Raw genomic sequence first — 14127 nt, 5'->3', positions numbered from 1 at the left:
TAATTAAAAGAGGTGAAATGATTGTTTCAAAAAGTATTAATTGCAAACCGTGGAGAAATTGCTTTACGAGTTATTCGTACTTGTCAACGTTTAGGAATTAAAACTGTAGCCGTTTATTCTGAAGCAGATGCAGAGTCATTACATGTGAAACAAGCAGATGAAGCGTATTTAATTGGAAAACCGAGAGTAAATGAAAGTTATTTAAATATGGAAATTATTATTGAAAAAGCAAAAGCAACTGGAGCAGATGCCATTCATCCTGGTTATGGTTTGCTATCTGAGAATAGTCAGTTTGCACGTCGATGTGAGGAAGAAGGAATTACGTTTATTGGTCCTTCACCTGAAGTGATTGCAAGTATGGGAAGTAAAATTGAAGCAAGAAAAGCAATGGAAAAAGCAGAAGTCCCCGTTGTACCTGGGATCACTAGACCACTTGCTGATGTAGAAGAAGCTGTACAAATCGCTAATGAAATTGGCTATCCAGTTATGTTAAAGGCCTCTGCTGGTGGTGGTGGAATTGGAATGCAAGTGGTTAGAAGTGATGAAGAAATTAAGAAAGCATACGAAGGTAATCAAAAACGTGCTACAGACTTTTTTGGTGATGGAGCAATGTACATTGAGAAGTTTGTAGAAAATCCGCGCCATATCGAAATTCAAATTTTAGCAGATCAATCTGGACATACTTTGTATTTATGGGAAAGAGATTGCTCGGTTCAAAGGCGTCATCAAAAAGTAGTGGAGGAAGCACCTTCACCGTTTCTAGATGAAGAAACACGTAAAAAAATGGGGGAAACTGCGGTTCGTGCGGCGAAAGCGATTGGGTACGAAAATGCGGGAACAATTGAGTTTTTAGTTGATGAAAATAAAAACTTCTACTTTCTTGAAATGAATACTAGATTACAAGTTGAACACCCCGTTACAGAGGAAATTACAGGACTAGATCTCGTCGAGCAACAACTAAAAATTGCTTGTGGACAATTACTCAAATTGAAGCAAGAAGATGTACAAAAACAGGGGCATGCGATCGAAGTACGAATTTATGCTGAAGATCCCAAAACATTTTTTCCTTCTCCAGGGAAAATTACGGCTTTTCAATTACCAAATCAGCCATTTGTAAGGAATGAATGTGCAGTGAGCGAACACTCAGTTGTCACTCCATTTTACGATCCGATGATTGCAAAGTTAATCGTAAAAGGTGACGATCGTGAAGAAGCGATTGAATACTTGCAACAAGCTTTAAAAAGTTACGTAGTTGAAGGAATTAAAACAAATATACCAATGCTACAACAAGTCGTAGAACATCCTTCTTTTATTGTAGGAGATGTGACAACAAACTTTGTGGCTGAAAAATTACAAAATAAACCAATAAATAAATAACCCTAGGAGGAATTAATATGAGTCAAGTAACTACAAATATGGCAGGTAATCTTTGGAAACTTTTAGTTTCAGTGGGAGATCAAGTGGAAGAAGGGCAGGACGTCGCTATTTTAGAGTCGATGAAAATGGAAATTCCAGTCGCAGCTGAAGTAACTGGAACAGTTACAGAAGTGTTAAAACAAGAAGGTGACTTTGTTGATGAAGGTGAAGTTCTAATTGTTCTTGAATAAGATCATTTATCCCGCAACAATTGGCAGTAATACACCCACGTCAAGACTTCGAGGCATTAAAGAAGGATAAGTGTGGGATAAACTGCCAGTAATAAATAAATGAACACAGACTAAATGCGCTACGTCCTGTGGCAACGTCTGTGTGACCCACATCGTGTGGGCCTCAACTAACCATCAGTTAGAGAAGAGGAAAACCCCTTACTGATGGAAGTTTCACTTTATGCGGGCTGAATATCAATTATCGTCATAATTGGCGATAAATCGTGTTTTTCTAATAAGGAGGCAAATTCGTGAAATTCCCTAAAAATGTAACCTTGAAGGAAGTTGGACCACGAGATGGACTCCAGAATGAGAAGTCTTTTATTTCTACAGAAGATAAAGTGGAATGGATTAATATGTTGTCTGAAACAGGTCTTTCCTATATTGAAATTACTTCCTTTGTTCATCCAAAGTGGATTCCTGCACTTGCTGACGCTGTTGAAGTTGCAAAAAAAATCAATCGGAAACAAGGAGTCACCTATGCGGCTCTTGTTCCGAATGAAAAAGGGTTACAGCGTGCGTTAGAGGCCAATATCGATGAGGTATCCATATTTATGTCTGCAAGCGAAACACATAATCAAAAAAATATTAATAAATCCATAGAAGATACATTTAAGGTTCTCAAGCCAGTTGTGCAAGAAGCGAAAGAAAATGGAAAAACGACGAGAGGGTATGTATCGACAGTCTTTGGTTGTCCATATGAGCAAAGGGTTTCCATTGAACAAGTTATTAAAGTATCGGAGCACTTATTCGAAATGGGCATTGATGAGTTGTCATTAGGAGATACGATTGGGGTTGGTAATCCTGTCCAAGTCCAACGAGTATTAGACGAATTGTTAAAGCGATTTCATCCTGATCAGCTAGCCATGCACTTTCACGATACGAGAGGAACGGCATTAGCTAATATTTTAGCTTCACTAGATATGGGTATTACGAAATTTGATGCAGCCGTAGCTGGGCTTGGTGGTTGTCCCTATGCTCCAGGTGCATCTGGTAATGTTGCCACAGAGGATTTACTGTATATGCTCAATGAAATGAATATAAAGTCAGGTGTAAATCCAGACCATTTAATTCAAGCCGCACAGTGGATCGAGAAAAAAGTGGGGCGAACGTTACCAAGTCGAAACTTACAAGTTGTAAAAGGAAGCTGTTGAGCAAGAACATAATCGTAAGGGGGATTTAACATTGGAAAAAAAAGTAGTGCTGGTGATTGACGAGACTGGTGTAGCTCACATTACTCTTGATCGTCCTGAAGCAGCAAATGCTCTTTCCCTGCAAATGTTATATGAGTTACATGAAGCCATTCAAGAAGTGAAATTTAACCCTGAAGTTCGATGTGTTGTCATAAAAGCTTCAGGAGAAAAAGTTTTTTGTGCTGGAGCTGATCTTAAAGAGCGTGCTGGAATGGAACCTGTTCAAGTAAAACGAACGGTATCGCTCATCCAAGGAAATATAAATGATATTGAAGCTCTTCCACAACCTGTTATTTGTGCATTAAATGGAAGTGCATTTGGTGGTGGGCTAGAACTTGCCTTGGCATGCGATATTCGAATTGCAGCTGACCACATTAAGGTTGGACTAACAGAAACTTCACTTGCCATCATCCCAGGGGCTGGAGGAACACAGCGTCTGCCTCGCCTCATTGGAAAAGGAAAAGCAAAAGAGCTCATCTATACAGCTAGACGGGTTGATGCGTATGAAGCTGAAAAAATTGGCTTAGTTGAATATGTCGTTTCTTTAGAAAACCTAGACGAAAAAGTGAATGAAATAACTACACTTATTGCAAAAAACGGACCTGTTGCCTTGCAGCAAGCAAAATATGCCATTGATAAAGGGTTAGAGGTCGATCTACAAACAGGATTAGCGATAGAACGAAAAGCATATGAGGTAACTATTCCAACAAAAGACCGAATAGAGGGGCTAACTGCTTTTAAAGAAAAACGTACCCCTAAATACACTGGAGAATAATAAAGGACTAAAGGAGGCAATTTTTAATGTCATTTGAAAAAGAGTTGCAAGAACGAATAGAAACGATAAAAAAAGGTGGCGGTGAAAAATATCATCAAAGTAATGCAGAAAAAGGCAAGTTATTCGTTCGTGAACGACTTGAACTTTTGTTTGATGATGGTTTAGATCTAGAAGATGGTTTTTTTGCTAACTGTACAGCAGAAGGGCTACCAGCCGATGGCGTTGTAACAGGAATAGGGAAGATTAATGGGGAAACAGTTTGTGTAATGGCGAATGATTCGACAATCAAAGCGGGTTCTTGGGGAGCAAGAACGGTTGAAAAAATCATTCGCATTCAAGAAACGGCCGAGAAGTTAAATGTACCGATGTTATATCTAGTAGATTCTGCTGGGGCGCGTATTACCGATCAAGTTGAAATGTTTCCAGGACGTCGTGGAGCTGGAAGAATATTTTACAATCAAGTAAAGCTATCTGGACGAGTTCCTCAAGTATGTTTACTATTTGGTCCATCCGCAGCAGGTGGAGCGTATATACCTGCTTTTTGCGATATTGTAATCATGGTTGACGGGAACGCATCTATGTACTTAGGGTCACCACGTATGGCGGAAATGGTAATCGGTGAAAAAGTGACATTAGAAGAAATGGGTGGAGCGAGAATGCACTGCTCTGTATCTGGTTGCGGTGATATTTTAGCGAAAACTGAACAAGAAGCTATCGAGATGACTAGACAGTATTTGTCTTATTTTCCAGCCAATTTTGGTGAAGACGCGCCTGTCACAGAACCTGTTGCACCAAAAACTTTTGATAAAACATTAGAGGAGATTATTCCACAAAACCAAAACGCGCCATTCAATATGCATGATCTTATCAATCGTGTGATTGATGAAGGAACGTTTTTTGAAATCAAAAAACTGTTTGCTCAAGAATTGATTACAGGATTAGCAAGAATAAACGGTCAACCTGTAGGGATCATTGCTAATCAGCCAAGGATGAAGGGTGGGGTCCTATTCCACGATTCTGCTGATAAAGCAGCTAAGTTTATTAACTTATGCGATGCATATAACATTCCTTTACTATTCTTAGCTGATATTCCAGGATTTATGATTGGTACAAAGGTAGAGCGTGCAGGAATTATTCGCCATGGGGCAAAAATGATTTCTGCGATGAGTGAAGCGACGGTACCGAAGATTTCAATCATTGTCCGTAAAGCATATGGAGCCGGATTGTATGCTATGGCTGGTCCAGCTTTTGAACCTGACTGTTGCTTAGCACTTCCGAATGCTCAAATTGCTGTTATGGGTCCAGAAGCAGCAGTAAATGCTGTTTACGCAAATAAAATTGCACAGCTACCAGAAGAAGAAAGACCAGATTTTGTGGCGAAAAAACGTGAAGAGTATAAAGAAGATATTGATATTTATCGATTAGCTTCAGAAATGGTAATTGATGGGATTGTACCTGCCAATTCGTTACGAGATGAATTATCGCGACGTTTTGAAGCGTATATGTCGAAATACGTAGTGTTCACTCACCGTAAACATCCAGTATACCCAGTGTAAAAGAAAAATACTGTTTCTCATAAGTGCCTGGCTCAATTCCTAGACTATATTGTGTCTACGTTGCCTGGCACTTGGGCCAGTTCTTGCAATGATTACGATTACATACAAAGGAGGAGTTTGCATGAATGTAGCGTGGAATCCGACAGATGAAATGGTCAAGTCAACACGTCTTTATCAGTGGATGAAACAGCTTGGGTTTTCAAATTATGAAGAGTTTCTCAAAGCTTCAACAAAAGATATTGCATGGTTTTGGAAAGAAGCAGAACAAGTATTAAATATCGACTGGTACGAGCCTTATAAAGAAACGTTAAACCTTGATGAAGGGGTTAAATGGCCAAAGTGGTATGTTGAAGGAAAGTTGAACACTGTCTATAATACGGTTGAAACTTGGGCCGAAAAAGAGGAAACAGCTAATGCGAAGGCAATCGTTTGGGAAAGTGAGGATGGCATTGTACAAACATATACTTACGGCCAATTGAAAGATGAAGTAGCTCGAGTGGCTAACGGTTTTAAGCAACAAGGGTTAAAAAAAGGTGACGTTCTTGCCATTTATATGCCAATGGTACCTGAAACAGTAATCGCAATGATGGCTGCTGCTAAAATCGGTGCGATTTATTCGCCAATTTTTTCTGGATATGGTACAGATGCGGTTTCTACTCGATTAAATGCTGCTGAGGCAAAAATGATCGTAACTTCGGATGGCTTTTTAAGAAGAGGACGTCCTGTCGCTATGAAAGAAGAAGCAGATCGTGCTGTTGAAAAGTCACCTTCCATTGAAAAGGTCATTGTATTCAAGCGTCTGGAACGTGAAATTCCATGGAATAAATCAAGAGATCTCGATTGGAATGATTTAATCAAACAGGAACCATTAAATGAAACAGTACCTATGGATAGCGCTGAACCGTTAATGCTTATTTATACATCAGGAACGACAGGACGTCCTAAAGGCGCAGTACATACTCATGCTGGGTTTCCGATTAAAGCTGCTTTTGATGCTGGAATTGGGATGGACGTAAAAAAAGGTGATACACTTTTTTGGTTCACCGATATGGGCTGGATGATGGGACCATTTTTAGTCTTTGGTGGATTAATGAATGGAGCTACAATCCTTTTATATGAAGGAACCCCTGATTTCCCTAATCCAGACCGCTTATGGGAAGTGGTTGCAAAGCACCAAGTGACCCATTTAGGTATCTCCCCAACACTGATCCGTTCGATGATGAAGCATGGAACAGAATGGTCGCTAAAACACGACTTAAAGACGTTACGTGTTATAGCATCAACAGGTGAACCATGGAACCCTGAGCCGTGGTTATGGTTATTCGAAAAAGTTGGACAGTCGCGAATTCCTATTTTTAATTATTCTGGCGGAACGGAAATTTCAGGTGGCATATTAGGAAATGTTCTAGTAAGACCAATTGGCCCCATCACATTTAACTCCCCACTTCCTGGGATGGATGTAGACGTTTTTAATGAAGGTGGAAAATCTGTTTTAAATCAAGTAGGTGAACTCGTAATTAAACAACCTTGGGTTGGAATGACAAAAGGTTTTTGGAAAGAACCAAGCCGATTTGAAGAGGCATATTGGAGTAGGTGGCAGGACGTTTGGGTCCATGGAGACTGGGTCATAAAAGATAGTGAGGGATTCTGGACTATTACGGGTCGATCTGATGATATTTTAAATGTGGCAGGAAAACGTTTAGGTCCAGCTGAAATTGAATCAGTTTTGGTGGAGCACCCCAATGTGGTTGAGGCAGGAACAATTGGTGTTCCTGATGAAGTGAAAGGTGAAGCTGCGGTTTGTTTTGCAGTCCTTAACAAAAAGGTAGATGAAGTTGAATCGTTAACATTAAAAAAAGAATTGCTACAACTGGTCGCTGAGAAAATGGGCAAGGCCTTAAAGCCGAAGGCCATTTATTTTGTAAATGACCTACCGAAGACGAGAAATGCAAAAGTTATGCGAAGAGCAATTAAAGCTGCGTATTTAAACAATGATGCAGGTGATCTTTCATCTCTTGAAAACCCGCAAGTATTGAAAGAAATTAGTCAGTTAGGAAAAGAAGCTTAAAGTGACGAAGCTACTCATTCTAGGGTAGCTTTATTTGTATTTAATTACCTAAAATTTCTAATATAAAAATGTACATAGACTTGTCCTTTTGAAACATACTATGCTTACAAAAAGGAGGTGAACACACATGCCAACAAACAGAAGCAACAACTCAAATCAACTAGTAGTACCTGGTGTACAACAAGCGCTAGACCAAATGAAGTATGAGATTGCTCAAGAGTTTGGTGTTCAACTTGGTCCTGATGCTACGTCACGTGCAAATGGTTCAGTAGGTGGCGAAATTACAAAACGTTTAGTTCAAATGGCTGAGCAACAAATGAGTGGTTTTCAACAACAATAATATATTTGGCTTAAGAAGAGGTGGTTAAACCATCTCTTCTTTTTAAGTAAGACGATACAACTTCTAAGGAGCTATAAATATGGACCACATCTGCCCCATTTGTAATGGTTTAGAAGAAATAAGAGTGGCTTGTGATCGTTGTGGATGTACATTAGAAGACAAAGGACGTCTTATGGATTACTTTGATGATTATAGTGCTTACTTAGAAATTGATGGTACGAAGAAAGTTGATGGTTTCAATACTGATATAAGTAATAATCAATGTCCACATACTCTCACTTGTCCAAATTGTGGCTCAAACTCCATCATGCTCGTGGGTGAGTGGTAATAAGAAAAGCATAAAGGTCTAATTCCAAATAATAAATATAAAATCGTGTTGGATATCAACTTCCAATGCGATTTTTGATTATTATATTAAATGAGTAAATTTCATAATTTCAATCCCAAGTCAGGCAAGGTTTTCAAGACATGAAAAAAGGAGTACCTCCCCAAAAGTCGAATGAGTAAGTGACCAAACAAACTCTCAGACTGGAGGAAGACTCCCTTTATGACTATTATACGACAAGGAAGCCTATTTGACCTGCAAGATTTATACGATTTAGAACCTAGCCACCGTTTTGAAGCAGTATTTTCGACCATTGACATCTATCCTATTCTAGCTGTAGTTTCGAAAAAAGCCCTTATTGGTGCGCCAGTTCAGCTCAACTACGCTGCGATGATTTATTCTCTTGTCGCTAGAATTCTTGAACGTATTCCAACGATAAAAGACCTAATCAAACGACTTAAACACGACTATATGTTCCGTCTAGATTGTGGATTCCTTTTATCTGATGCTATCCCATCCGAAGCATCTTATTCGAGAATGCTCACGAAATTAGCTGAATCAGACATTCTTGAACGTGTGCAAGAAACACAAATCCCTCAAGCTATTCTAGAAGGTTTCATCACAGATGATACAGTCGCTCTTGACGCAACTCACATTGAAGCACGTGACCAAGCACCAGCGAAAGAAGAGAAACCTAAAATTGAGCCCAAGAAACGTGGGCGTAAATCAAAAGAAAAACAAGAGAAATGGCTTCAAGAAAAGGCTGAACACGAAGCGGCACTGCCACTTTACGAGAAAAAGATTGAAACTCAACTTGGTTCACCTTTAGTTGAATTACGTGCAGCTGTTCCTCTAGATCCTAAGTGGGGGATCAAGAAAAATAGTGAAGGAAAGAACGTATTTTGGTTTGGTTACAAAGGCCACTTTGCGGTTGGAACCAAAAGTCAGTATATCCTTCAATCGCTCTTTACCTCTGGAAACTTAAATGTCGGAAAAGCCGCAATCCCTTTATTAAAGGGAATTCAAGAGCGACTCTCTATGCTTCCGATTACTTTCAGCACACTGGATGCAGGGTATGACTATCCAGCGATTTACGAACAAATCTATCGAATGGGTGCCCAATCCATCATTGCTTACAACAAGAAAAACGAATCAGAGTTAGTAGGGTTTGATCAGCATTTTGCCCCTACCTGTGTTCGAGAACATTCATATCGCTACGATAGTTATGACTCTACTTACGAGACGCTAAAATACACGCGACCTAAAGAGTGTAAAGGCTGTCCGTTAGCGCAAGATACGTTATGTCAAAAGGTGTATAAAGTGAAAATCACGACTGATTTACGTCGTTACACAGCTCCAGCCCGCGGTTGAAAAGCGTGGAAAACCATCTACAAGCAACGAAGTGCAGTTGAGCGGGTGATTGCTTATCTCAAAGAATTCTTCCAATTAAACAATGTTCGTTTTCGTACAGGTAAACGAGCAAAAGTGCATTTTGATTTGACACAATTAGTTTATAACGGAGCGAAGCTCGCGTGTGATCGTATCGCTAAGTCACTCTCTCAAAAGGAGTTAAATCAGGCTGTTTAATCCAATTTTAAAAACACCAAAATGAAAATTGGGTCCTTGTGTAATTTTTGAGATAAGGCTTTATGAAATTGATTCAAATATAAAAATATTGCAAACTGTAACGTTAATACTCACACTCTGAAATCTCAAATACGTGATATCAATAAAAAAGAGACAAAAATCGAAACGATTCTAGCCTCAAAGTGATATGTTCTTTAATGTTTTTTCTTTGTTTTCAACCCAACAAGGGCAAAACTTTTCTCTTTATTTCTTATTTTCAGTTTGATGTGGTGGTTCCTCTTCGACAAGGTCACGTGCTTCTTCAATTTCACCTGAATTATAATTCATACTGACGGTACCCCCACCGAGCCCTTCGTTAATCATTCGATCCACATCCATAAAGAAGTTTGCACGATCTTCATTGGCATTTTCGAATTTATCTTTGTTTTGGTCTTTACTCATCTGCTTTCCCTCCTTTAGCTTTAACTTTTGAAGTTTCTTAGTTGGTTATTCATTTTTCCAAATCTTTTTACACAAAGGAGAATATACATAAAAGGAAATGCAAGATTGCAAACGCTAGCTAACTAACGGATTGGTTAGTAAGAAGTAAAAGGAGGTACCCATTTTGGATCATCAACCTACAACAACCTATGTACCGACGATTGGAGACAATTTTCCTAACTTGACGGTTCATACGACTTTTGGAAAAAAGCAAATACCACAAGACTACGAAGGGAAATGGTTTGTATTTTTTAGTCATCCAGGCGACTTTACGCCTGTTTGCACTACCGAATTTGTGTCTTATGCTCTTCATCAAAATGAGTTTGCAGACTTAAATACCGAACTCATTGGATTATCAATTGATACGGTATTTGCGCATATGAAGTGGATCGAATGGATTAATGAAACCTTAGAGGTGCCAATTACGTTTCCAATAATAGCAGATGAATTAGGTGTAGTTGCCTCACAACTAGGAATGTTAGCTAAAGGGGTAGGAACTCGAACGGTGAGATCGGTTTATATTGTCGATCCAAGAGGGAAAATTAGATTAAAGATTATATATCCACCTGAAGTTGGGAGAAATACACATGAAATCCTTAGAGTTTTAAAAGCGTTGCAAGTTGCCGATAAACAAAAGGTATCAACGCCTGCTAACTGGCCACAAAATGAAATTATACATGATAAGGTAATCTTGGCGCCACCATCCACTGTAATTCAAGCACAGAAGAGAATAGAACAAGCAAAAAAAGAGGATTTAAATTGTTATGATTGGTGGTTTTGTTATAGAGATTTCCAATAATAAAAAAGAGGCTAACAAATAGACGACTTCGGGGATATAGTGCTACGTTGAAACGCACTATATCTTTTGAATGTCACTCTACTGCAATAGCCTCCAGTGAAGTAAGTTTACTGATACTAAAGAACGCTTAATGTTCTTCGTAGACATGGTAAAGGAATAAGTCATGAACGTGTAGTTCTAATTGTTTTTTTTCTTCTTCTGATGGAGTGGGTTCACCCCATTCGATCGTACCTTCCTTAAAATACATACCGCGAAAATAGTTTCCTTTATAGAAAAAGGAAAACTCCCATTCTTGACGGACTAAGTTATTGCGAAGTTCTTTCCATTGAAAATGTGAAATCATCGGCTTCTCCTCTTTCTTTTGCACGTTGAGTAGGAAGTAAAATGACAGCGTTATTATAAGAATCTAACTAGATATACGTACTTGTTTACAATTATTGCTTGCGCAACGGTCATTTTTCTTTCATTTTAGCGTATTGACCGAAAGAAAGCTAGGGAACCCGTCTGTATCTATGATATTGAAAGCTAATACTGTGTCACTAGTTTATTCATAAATTGGTGTGGCTCTTCAAAAGCCTTTCTACTAAGATAAATAGCGTATTCCAATGGAAGTTCTCTAGAAATAATATCTTCTCGTTTAAGTTTTCCTTGTTCAAATATTAAACGTCCTGGTTTTGAGTTGGCTTCAAATAACCATACATGACTATTTTCATCTATACCAAGATCAAAACCAATTTCTCCAATGCAGCCTTCTAATTGTTGTTCTAAGACCTTACTTAAGGTAAGAGCTGCCTGGTTTAAACTTTCAACTTGTTCCTTAGAAAAAAGTCCATTTTTGCAAAGTTCTTCAACAGATATTACTTCACCCCCGCGATGAATATGGGTAGTGACACTTTGCCACCCTGCTTTTTTAGCTGCAATCGCACTTACTTCCCACTGTCCTTCGATATTTTTATTCGTGTGGATTCGAAAGTCGGTCGGATGTTTCCCGATTTTTAAAAGATGGATTCCTTGCTGAACAATAATGTCATTTACTCCTAAAGGATATTCATCTTTTAGGAGTCTTTTTAAAATAGAATATCTTCTTAAACGAATTTGGTTTTCATCATGGAAGCGACAATAATAGTATGGTTCGTCGGGGAGCTTAATTAATTGTTTGATTTCTTCACCGTGACTTCCTTCAATTGGTTTAAGGTAGAGATGTTTATACTGCTTTAAAAGGGATTGAATATCATCGTATTGTGGTTCGATTAAACTAACTGGTAAATAGGTTTGCACACTCTTTATCTTCGATAAACGGCTATATATTTCCCATTTGTTAAAGAAACTCGGATTGAAATAAGGTATAGCGTATTCTGTTTCAAACTTCATTTTTGCGGATTGGATGGTTTCTAAATTTTCTGTTCGTCGATTAGGAATGCGGTTATATATTACATTCGGAAACGGAACAGTTACTAATTTCCAGTTTCCATCTTTTAAGAAGTATCCATCAATTACACCATTTTCCCAATCTATATGATGATGACCAAATACAAAATAAAACCCACCTATTTCTTCTTGGGAGAATAACAATTTCGTATACTGAGAAGTTCGCTGACCTAATGGATTTTGAGTTGAAGAAGTAAAACCAGCTGTAAAGATGCCAATCAGAGGGCCGATTGATAAACATCCATTGGAATAAAAAAGATGAATTGGACTTTCAAAAGGAATGTTAAATTGTTTGTAAATGTTTTCTGAAAGTTGGACTGTTTTGTCGCAATCCTCGTTTATTTTGATATGACATTCCACGGCTTTACTTCCAAATGATAATTCAACTAAAGTATTAGGAATGAGTGACTTTTGTCGAAGAAATGAGTAGGGTACGTGAATTATATTATCATCTTCGAACCTTCTTTTTAATTGAAAAGTTGGTTTCATTAGGAGCACTCCTTTTATACTTAATAAAATAATAATTAACCACACTAAAAGATGAAACGATAAGAAAGACCTCGACTTTCGTCGTCATGGGCAAAAATCAAGTTTAGAGAAACAGAATAGAGGCAACCATTTCCTTTTTTTTATTTTTTCTGTATGATGGATAATAGTGTAAGTATAGGCATTTGTTGATAGCGTATTGTATGTTGAAAACCAAATTTTCGTGAATAGATGTGCAGTAGGAGGTTAACGTGAAGGAAGTCATATTAGTTTTAGTCATGGTCGTCATTGGTGCGATAATTGGAGGGGTCACGAACTCTTTAGCTATTAAGATGTTATTCAGGCCTTATAAGCCGATTTATATTGCGAAAAAGAGAGTCCCTTTTACACCTGGGTTAATTCCGAAAAGAAGAGGAGAGTTAGCTGAACAATTAGGAAGGATGGTTGTACAACATCTTTTAACACCTGAAGGAATTCAACGAAAGCTTTTAGACGAAAAGTTCACACAAGAAATGCAGGCATGGGCGCAAAGAGAAACAAGGTCCTTTTTAGAAAGTGAAACGACATTAAGTGATTTATTGCATGAACGATTTGGAGTCGAAGATGTCAGAGAAACTTTGGAAGGGAAAACAGAAGATTGGATTAGAAATGGTTTTGAAACGTTTCGTGTTCAAAATGGACACCGTCCAATCGAGCAAGTGCTTCCTTCAAATTGGACAAGCAAGTTAGACGAAACGATTCCGATGGTGACTCAGTTTATTTTAGAAAGAGGTCGTGATTACTTCCAAAGTGAAGAGGGGAAAGATCGACTAAGCCATATGATCGACCGCTTCTTAATGGGAAAAGGAACTCTTGGAAATATGGTATCGATGTTTTTAGGGAATGAACGTTTAGTTGATAAAGTACAGCCTGAAATTATTAAGTTTTTAAATGATGCAAGTTCTGAAAAAATGATTGAATCGGTCTTAAGAAAAGAGTGGAATAAGTTAAAAGAAAAATCACTTTCTTACTATTTAAATAAAGTAGATAAAGAAGAAGTCATCTCTATTCTTAAAAAAATGATAGTAAAACGAGTGCCAATCTTCGACTGGGTAGACCAACCAATGAACGAATGGACAAAATCGTATTCCGACACAGTAGTTGAAAGTTGGATTCCTAAGATGGTAGAGTTTGGTGGACAAGCCTTAGTTTCACGACTTGAAGGATTGATGAAAAAACTCAATTTAGAGGATGTTGTAAAAGGACAAGTTGAAGGCTTTGCAGTTGAACGTCTAGAAGAAATGGTGCTTTCTATCTCAAGAAGGGAATTTAAAATGATAACATACTTGGGTGCTCTTCTTGGGGGAATGATTGGCTTTATTCAAGGTATGATCGTTATCTTTATTTAAGAGTTTTGTTCATTTTTTTAGCAACTCATTGGTTAATTTTTAAATAAATACCTTAA

General features: G+C 38.1%; 13 protein-coding genes and 1 pseudogene. 11 read left to right on the top strand and 3 right to left on the bottom strand.

Translation table 11 applies throughout. From position 1 onward, the window contains the following. The first annotated feature begins 21 nt into the window (after window positions 1-21). The 9 genes and pseudogenes from accC to BK574_RS13995 all read left to right on the top strand — a co-directional run bounded on the left by accC (window position 22) and on the right by BK574_RS13995 (window position 9490). Window positions 22-1377: an acetyl-CoA carboxylase biotin carboxylase subunit gene (gene accC / locus BK574_RS14035; RefSeq protein ID WP_078429034.1), complete on the top strand. Its 1356-nt coding sequence runs from the start codon at window positions 22-24 to the stop codon at window positions 1375-1377. 17 nt (window positions 1378-1394) lie between these two features. Further along, on the top strand, window positions 1395-1607 hold the full coding sequence (locus BK574_RS14030; RefSeq protein WP_078429033.1) for an acetyl-CoA carboxylase biotin carboxyl carrier protein subunit: 213 nt from the start codon (window positions 1395-1397) through the stop codon (window positions 1605-1607). Between the two features lie 290 nt (window positions 1608-1897). After that, complete coding sequence (locus BK574_RS14025) at window positions 1898-2800, top strand: hydroxymethylglutaryl-CoA lyase (RefSeq protein ID WP_078429032.1); 903 nt, start codon at window positions 1898-1900, stop codon at window positions 2798-2800. 31 nt (window positions 2801-2831) lie between these two features. Beyond that, window positions 2832-3614, top strand: a complete 783-nt coding sequence (locus tag BK574_RS14020) for an enoyl-CoA hydratase (protein WP_078429031.1) — start codon at window positions 2832-2834, stop codon at window positions 3612-3614. Window positions 3615-3640: 26 nt separating this feature from the next. Beyond that, entirely contained in the window at window positions 3641-5170 is a 1530-nt protein-coding gene (locus BK574_RS14015; RefSeq protein ID WP_078429030.1) for an acyl-CoA carboxylase subunit beta, read from the top strand. 121 nt (window positions 5171-5291) lie between these two features. Beyond that, window positions 5292-7238, top strand: a complete 1947-nt coding sequence (locus BK574_RS14010) for an AMP-binding protein (RefSeq protein WP_078429029.1) — start codon at window positions 5292-5294, stop codon at window positions 7236-7238. 127 nt (window positions 7239-7365) lie between these two features. After that, on the top strand, window positions 7366-7578 hold the full coding sequence (locus BK574_RS14005) for an alpha/beta-type small acid-soluble spore protein (RefSeq protein ID WP_075387538.1): 213 nt from the start codon (window positions 7366-7368) through the stop codon (window positions 7576-7578). A gap of 79 nt (window positions 7579-7657) precedes the next feature. Next, entirely contained in the window at window positions 7658-7906 is a 249-nt protein-coding gene (locus BK574_RS14000) for a hypothetical protein (RefSeq protein WP_075387539.1), read from the top strand. A 219-nt stretch (window positions 7907-8125) separates the two neighbouring features. Then, window positions 8126-9490 (top strand): annotated as a pseudogene (locus BK574_RS13995) (IS1182 family transposase). Window positions 9491-9733: 243 nt separating this feature from the next. Here the strand turns inward: BK574_RS13995 and BK574_RS13990 are convergent. After that, complete coding sequence (locus BK574_RS13990; protein WP_075387540.1) at window positions 9734-9931, bottom strand: hypothetical protein; 198 nt, start codon at window positions 9929-9931, stop codon at window positions 9734-9736. 163 nt (window positions 9932-10094) lie between these two features. Here BK574_RS13990 and BK574_RS13985 point away from each other — a divergent pair, with 163 nt between their 5' ends. Continuing rightward, a complete protein-coding gene (locus BK574_RS13985) occupies window positions 10095-10769 on the top strand; it encodes a peroxiredoxin (RefSeq protein WP_142247969.1) in 675 nt (224 codons plus the stop codon). A gap of 127 nt (window positions 10770-10896) precedes the next feature. Here BK574_RS13985 and BK574_RS13980 read toward each other — a convergent pair whose 3' ends face one another. Both BK574_RS13980 and BK574_RS13975 read right to left on the bottom strand, forming a co-directional pair. After that, a complete protein-coding gene (locus BK574_RS13980; protein WP_078429027.1) occupies window positions 10897-11112 on the bottom strand; it encodes a DUF5342 family protein in 216 nt (71 codons plus the stop codon). 182 nt (window positions 11113-11294) lie between these two features. Then, the gene (locus BK574_RS13975) at window positions 11295-12686 is read right to left on the bottom strand and encodes a YheC/YheD family endospore coat-associated protein (protein WP_078429026.1); all 1392 of its coding nucleotides are present in this window, start codon (window positions 12684-12686) and stop codon (window positions 11295-11297) included. A gap of 248 nt (window positions 12687-12934) precedes the next feature. Here BK574_RS13975 and BK574_RS13970 point away from each other — a divergent pair, with 248 nt between their 5' ends. Next, a complete protein-coding gene (locus BK574_RS13970) occupies window positions 12935-14071 on the top strand; it encodes a DUF445 domain-containing protein (RefSeq protein ID WP_238458022.1) in 1137 nt (378 codons plus the stop codon). The last annotated feature ends 56 nt before the right edge of the window (window positions 14072-14127 follow it).

This window comes from Alkalihalobacterium alkalinitrilicum (genome assembly GCF_002019605.1).
Classification (GTDB): Bacteria; Bacillota; Bacilli; order Bacillales; family Bacillaceae_F; genus Alkalihalobacterium; species Alkalihalobacterium alkalinitrilicum.
Note: the sequence above shows the minus strand (reverse complement) of the source record. Positions and strands in the feature narration are given on the sequence as shown.

Coding starts and splice junctions, on each gene's coding strand:
- BK574_RS14030 (WP_078429033.1), top strand. CDS start 1,395: ATGAGTCAAGTAACTACAAATATGGCAGGTAATCTTTGGAAACTTTTA.
- BK574_RS14015 (WP_078429030.1), top strand. CDS start 3,641: ATGTCATTTGAAAAAGAGTTGCAAGAACGAATAGAAACGATAAAAAAA.
- BK574_RS14010 (WP_078429029.1), top strand. CDS start 5,292: ATGAATGTAGCGTGGAATCCGACAGATGAAATGGTCAAGTCAACACGT.
- BK574_RS14005 (WP_075387538.1), top strand. CDS start 7,366: ATGCCAACAAACAGAAGCAACAACTCAAATCAACTAGTAGTACCTGGT.
- BK574_RS14000 (WP_075387539.1), top strand. CDS start 7,658: ATGGACCACATCTGCCCCATTTGTAATGGTTTAGAAGAAATAAGAGTG.
- BK574_RS13990 (WP_075387540.1), bottom strand. CDS start 9,931: ATGAGTAAAGACCAAAACAAAGATAAATTCGAAAATGCCAATGAAGAT.
- BK574_RS13980 (WP_078429027.1), bottom strand. CDS start 11,112: ATGATTTCACATTTTCAATGGAAAGAACTTCGCAATAACTTAGTCCGT.
- BK574_RS13975 (WP_078429026.1), bottom strand. CDS start 12,686: ATGAAACCAACTTTTCAATTAAAAAGAAGGTTCGAAGATGATAATATA.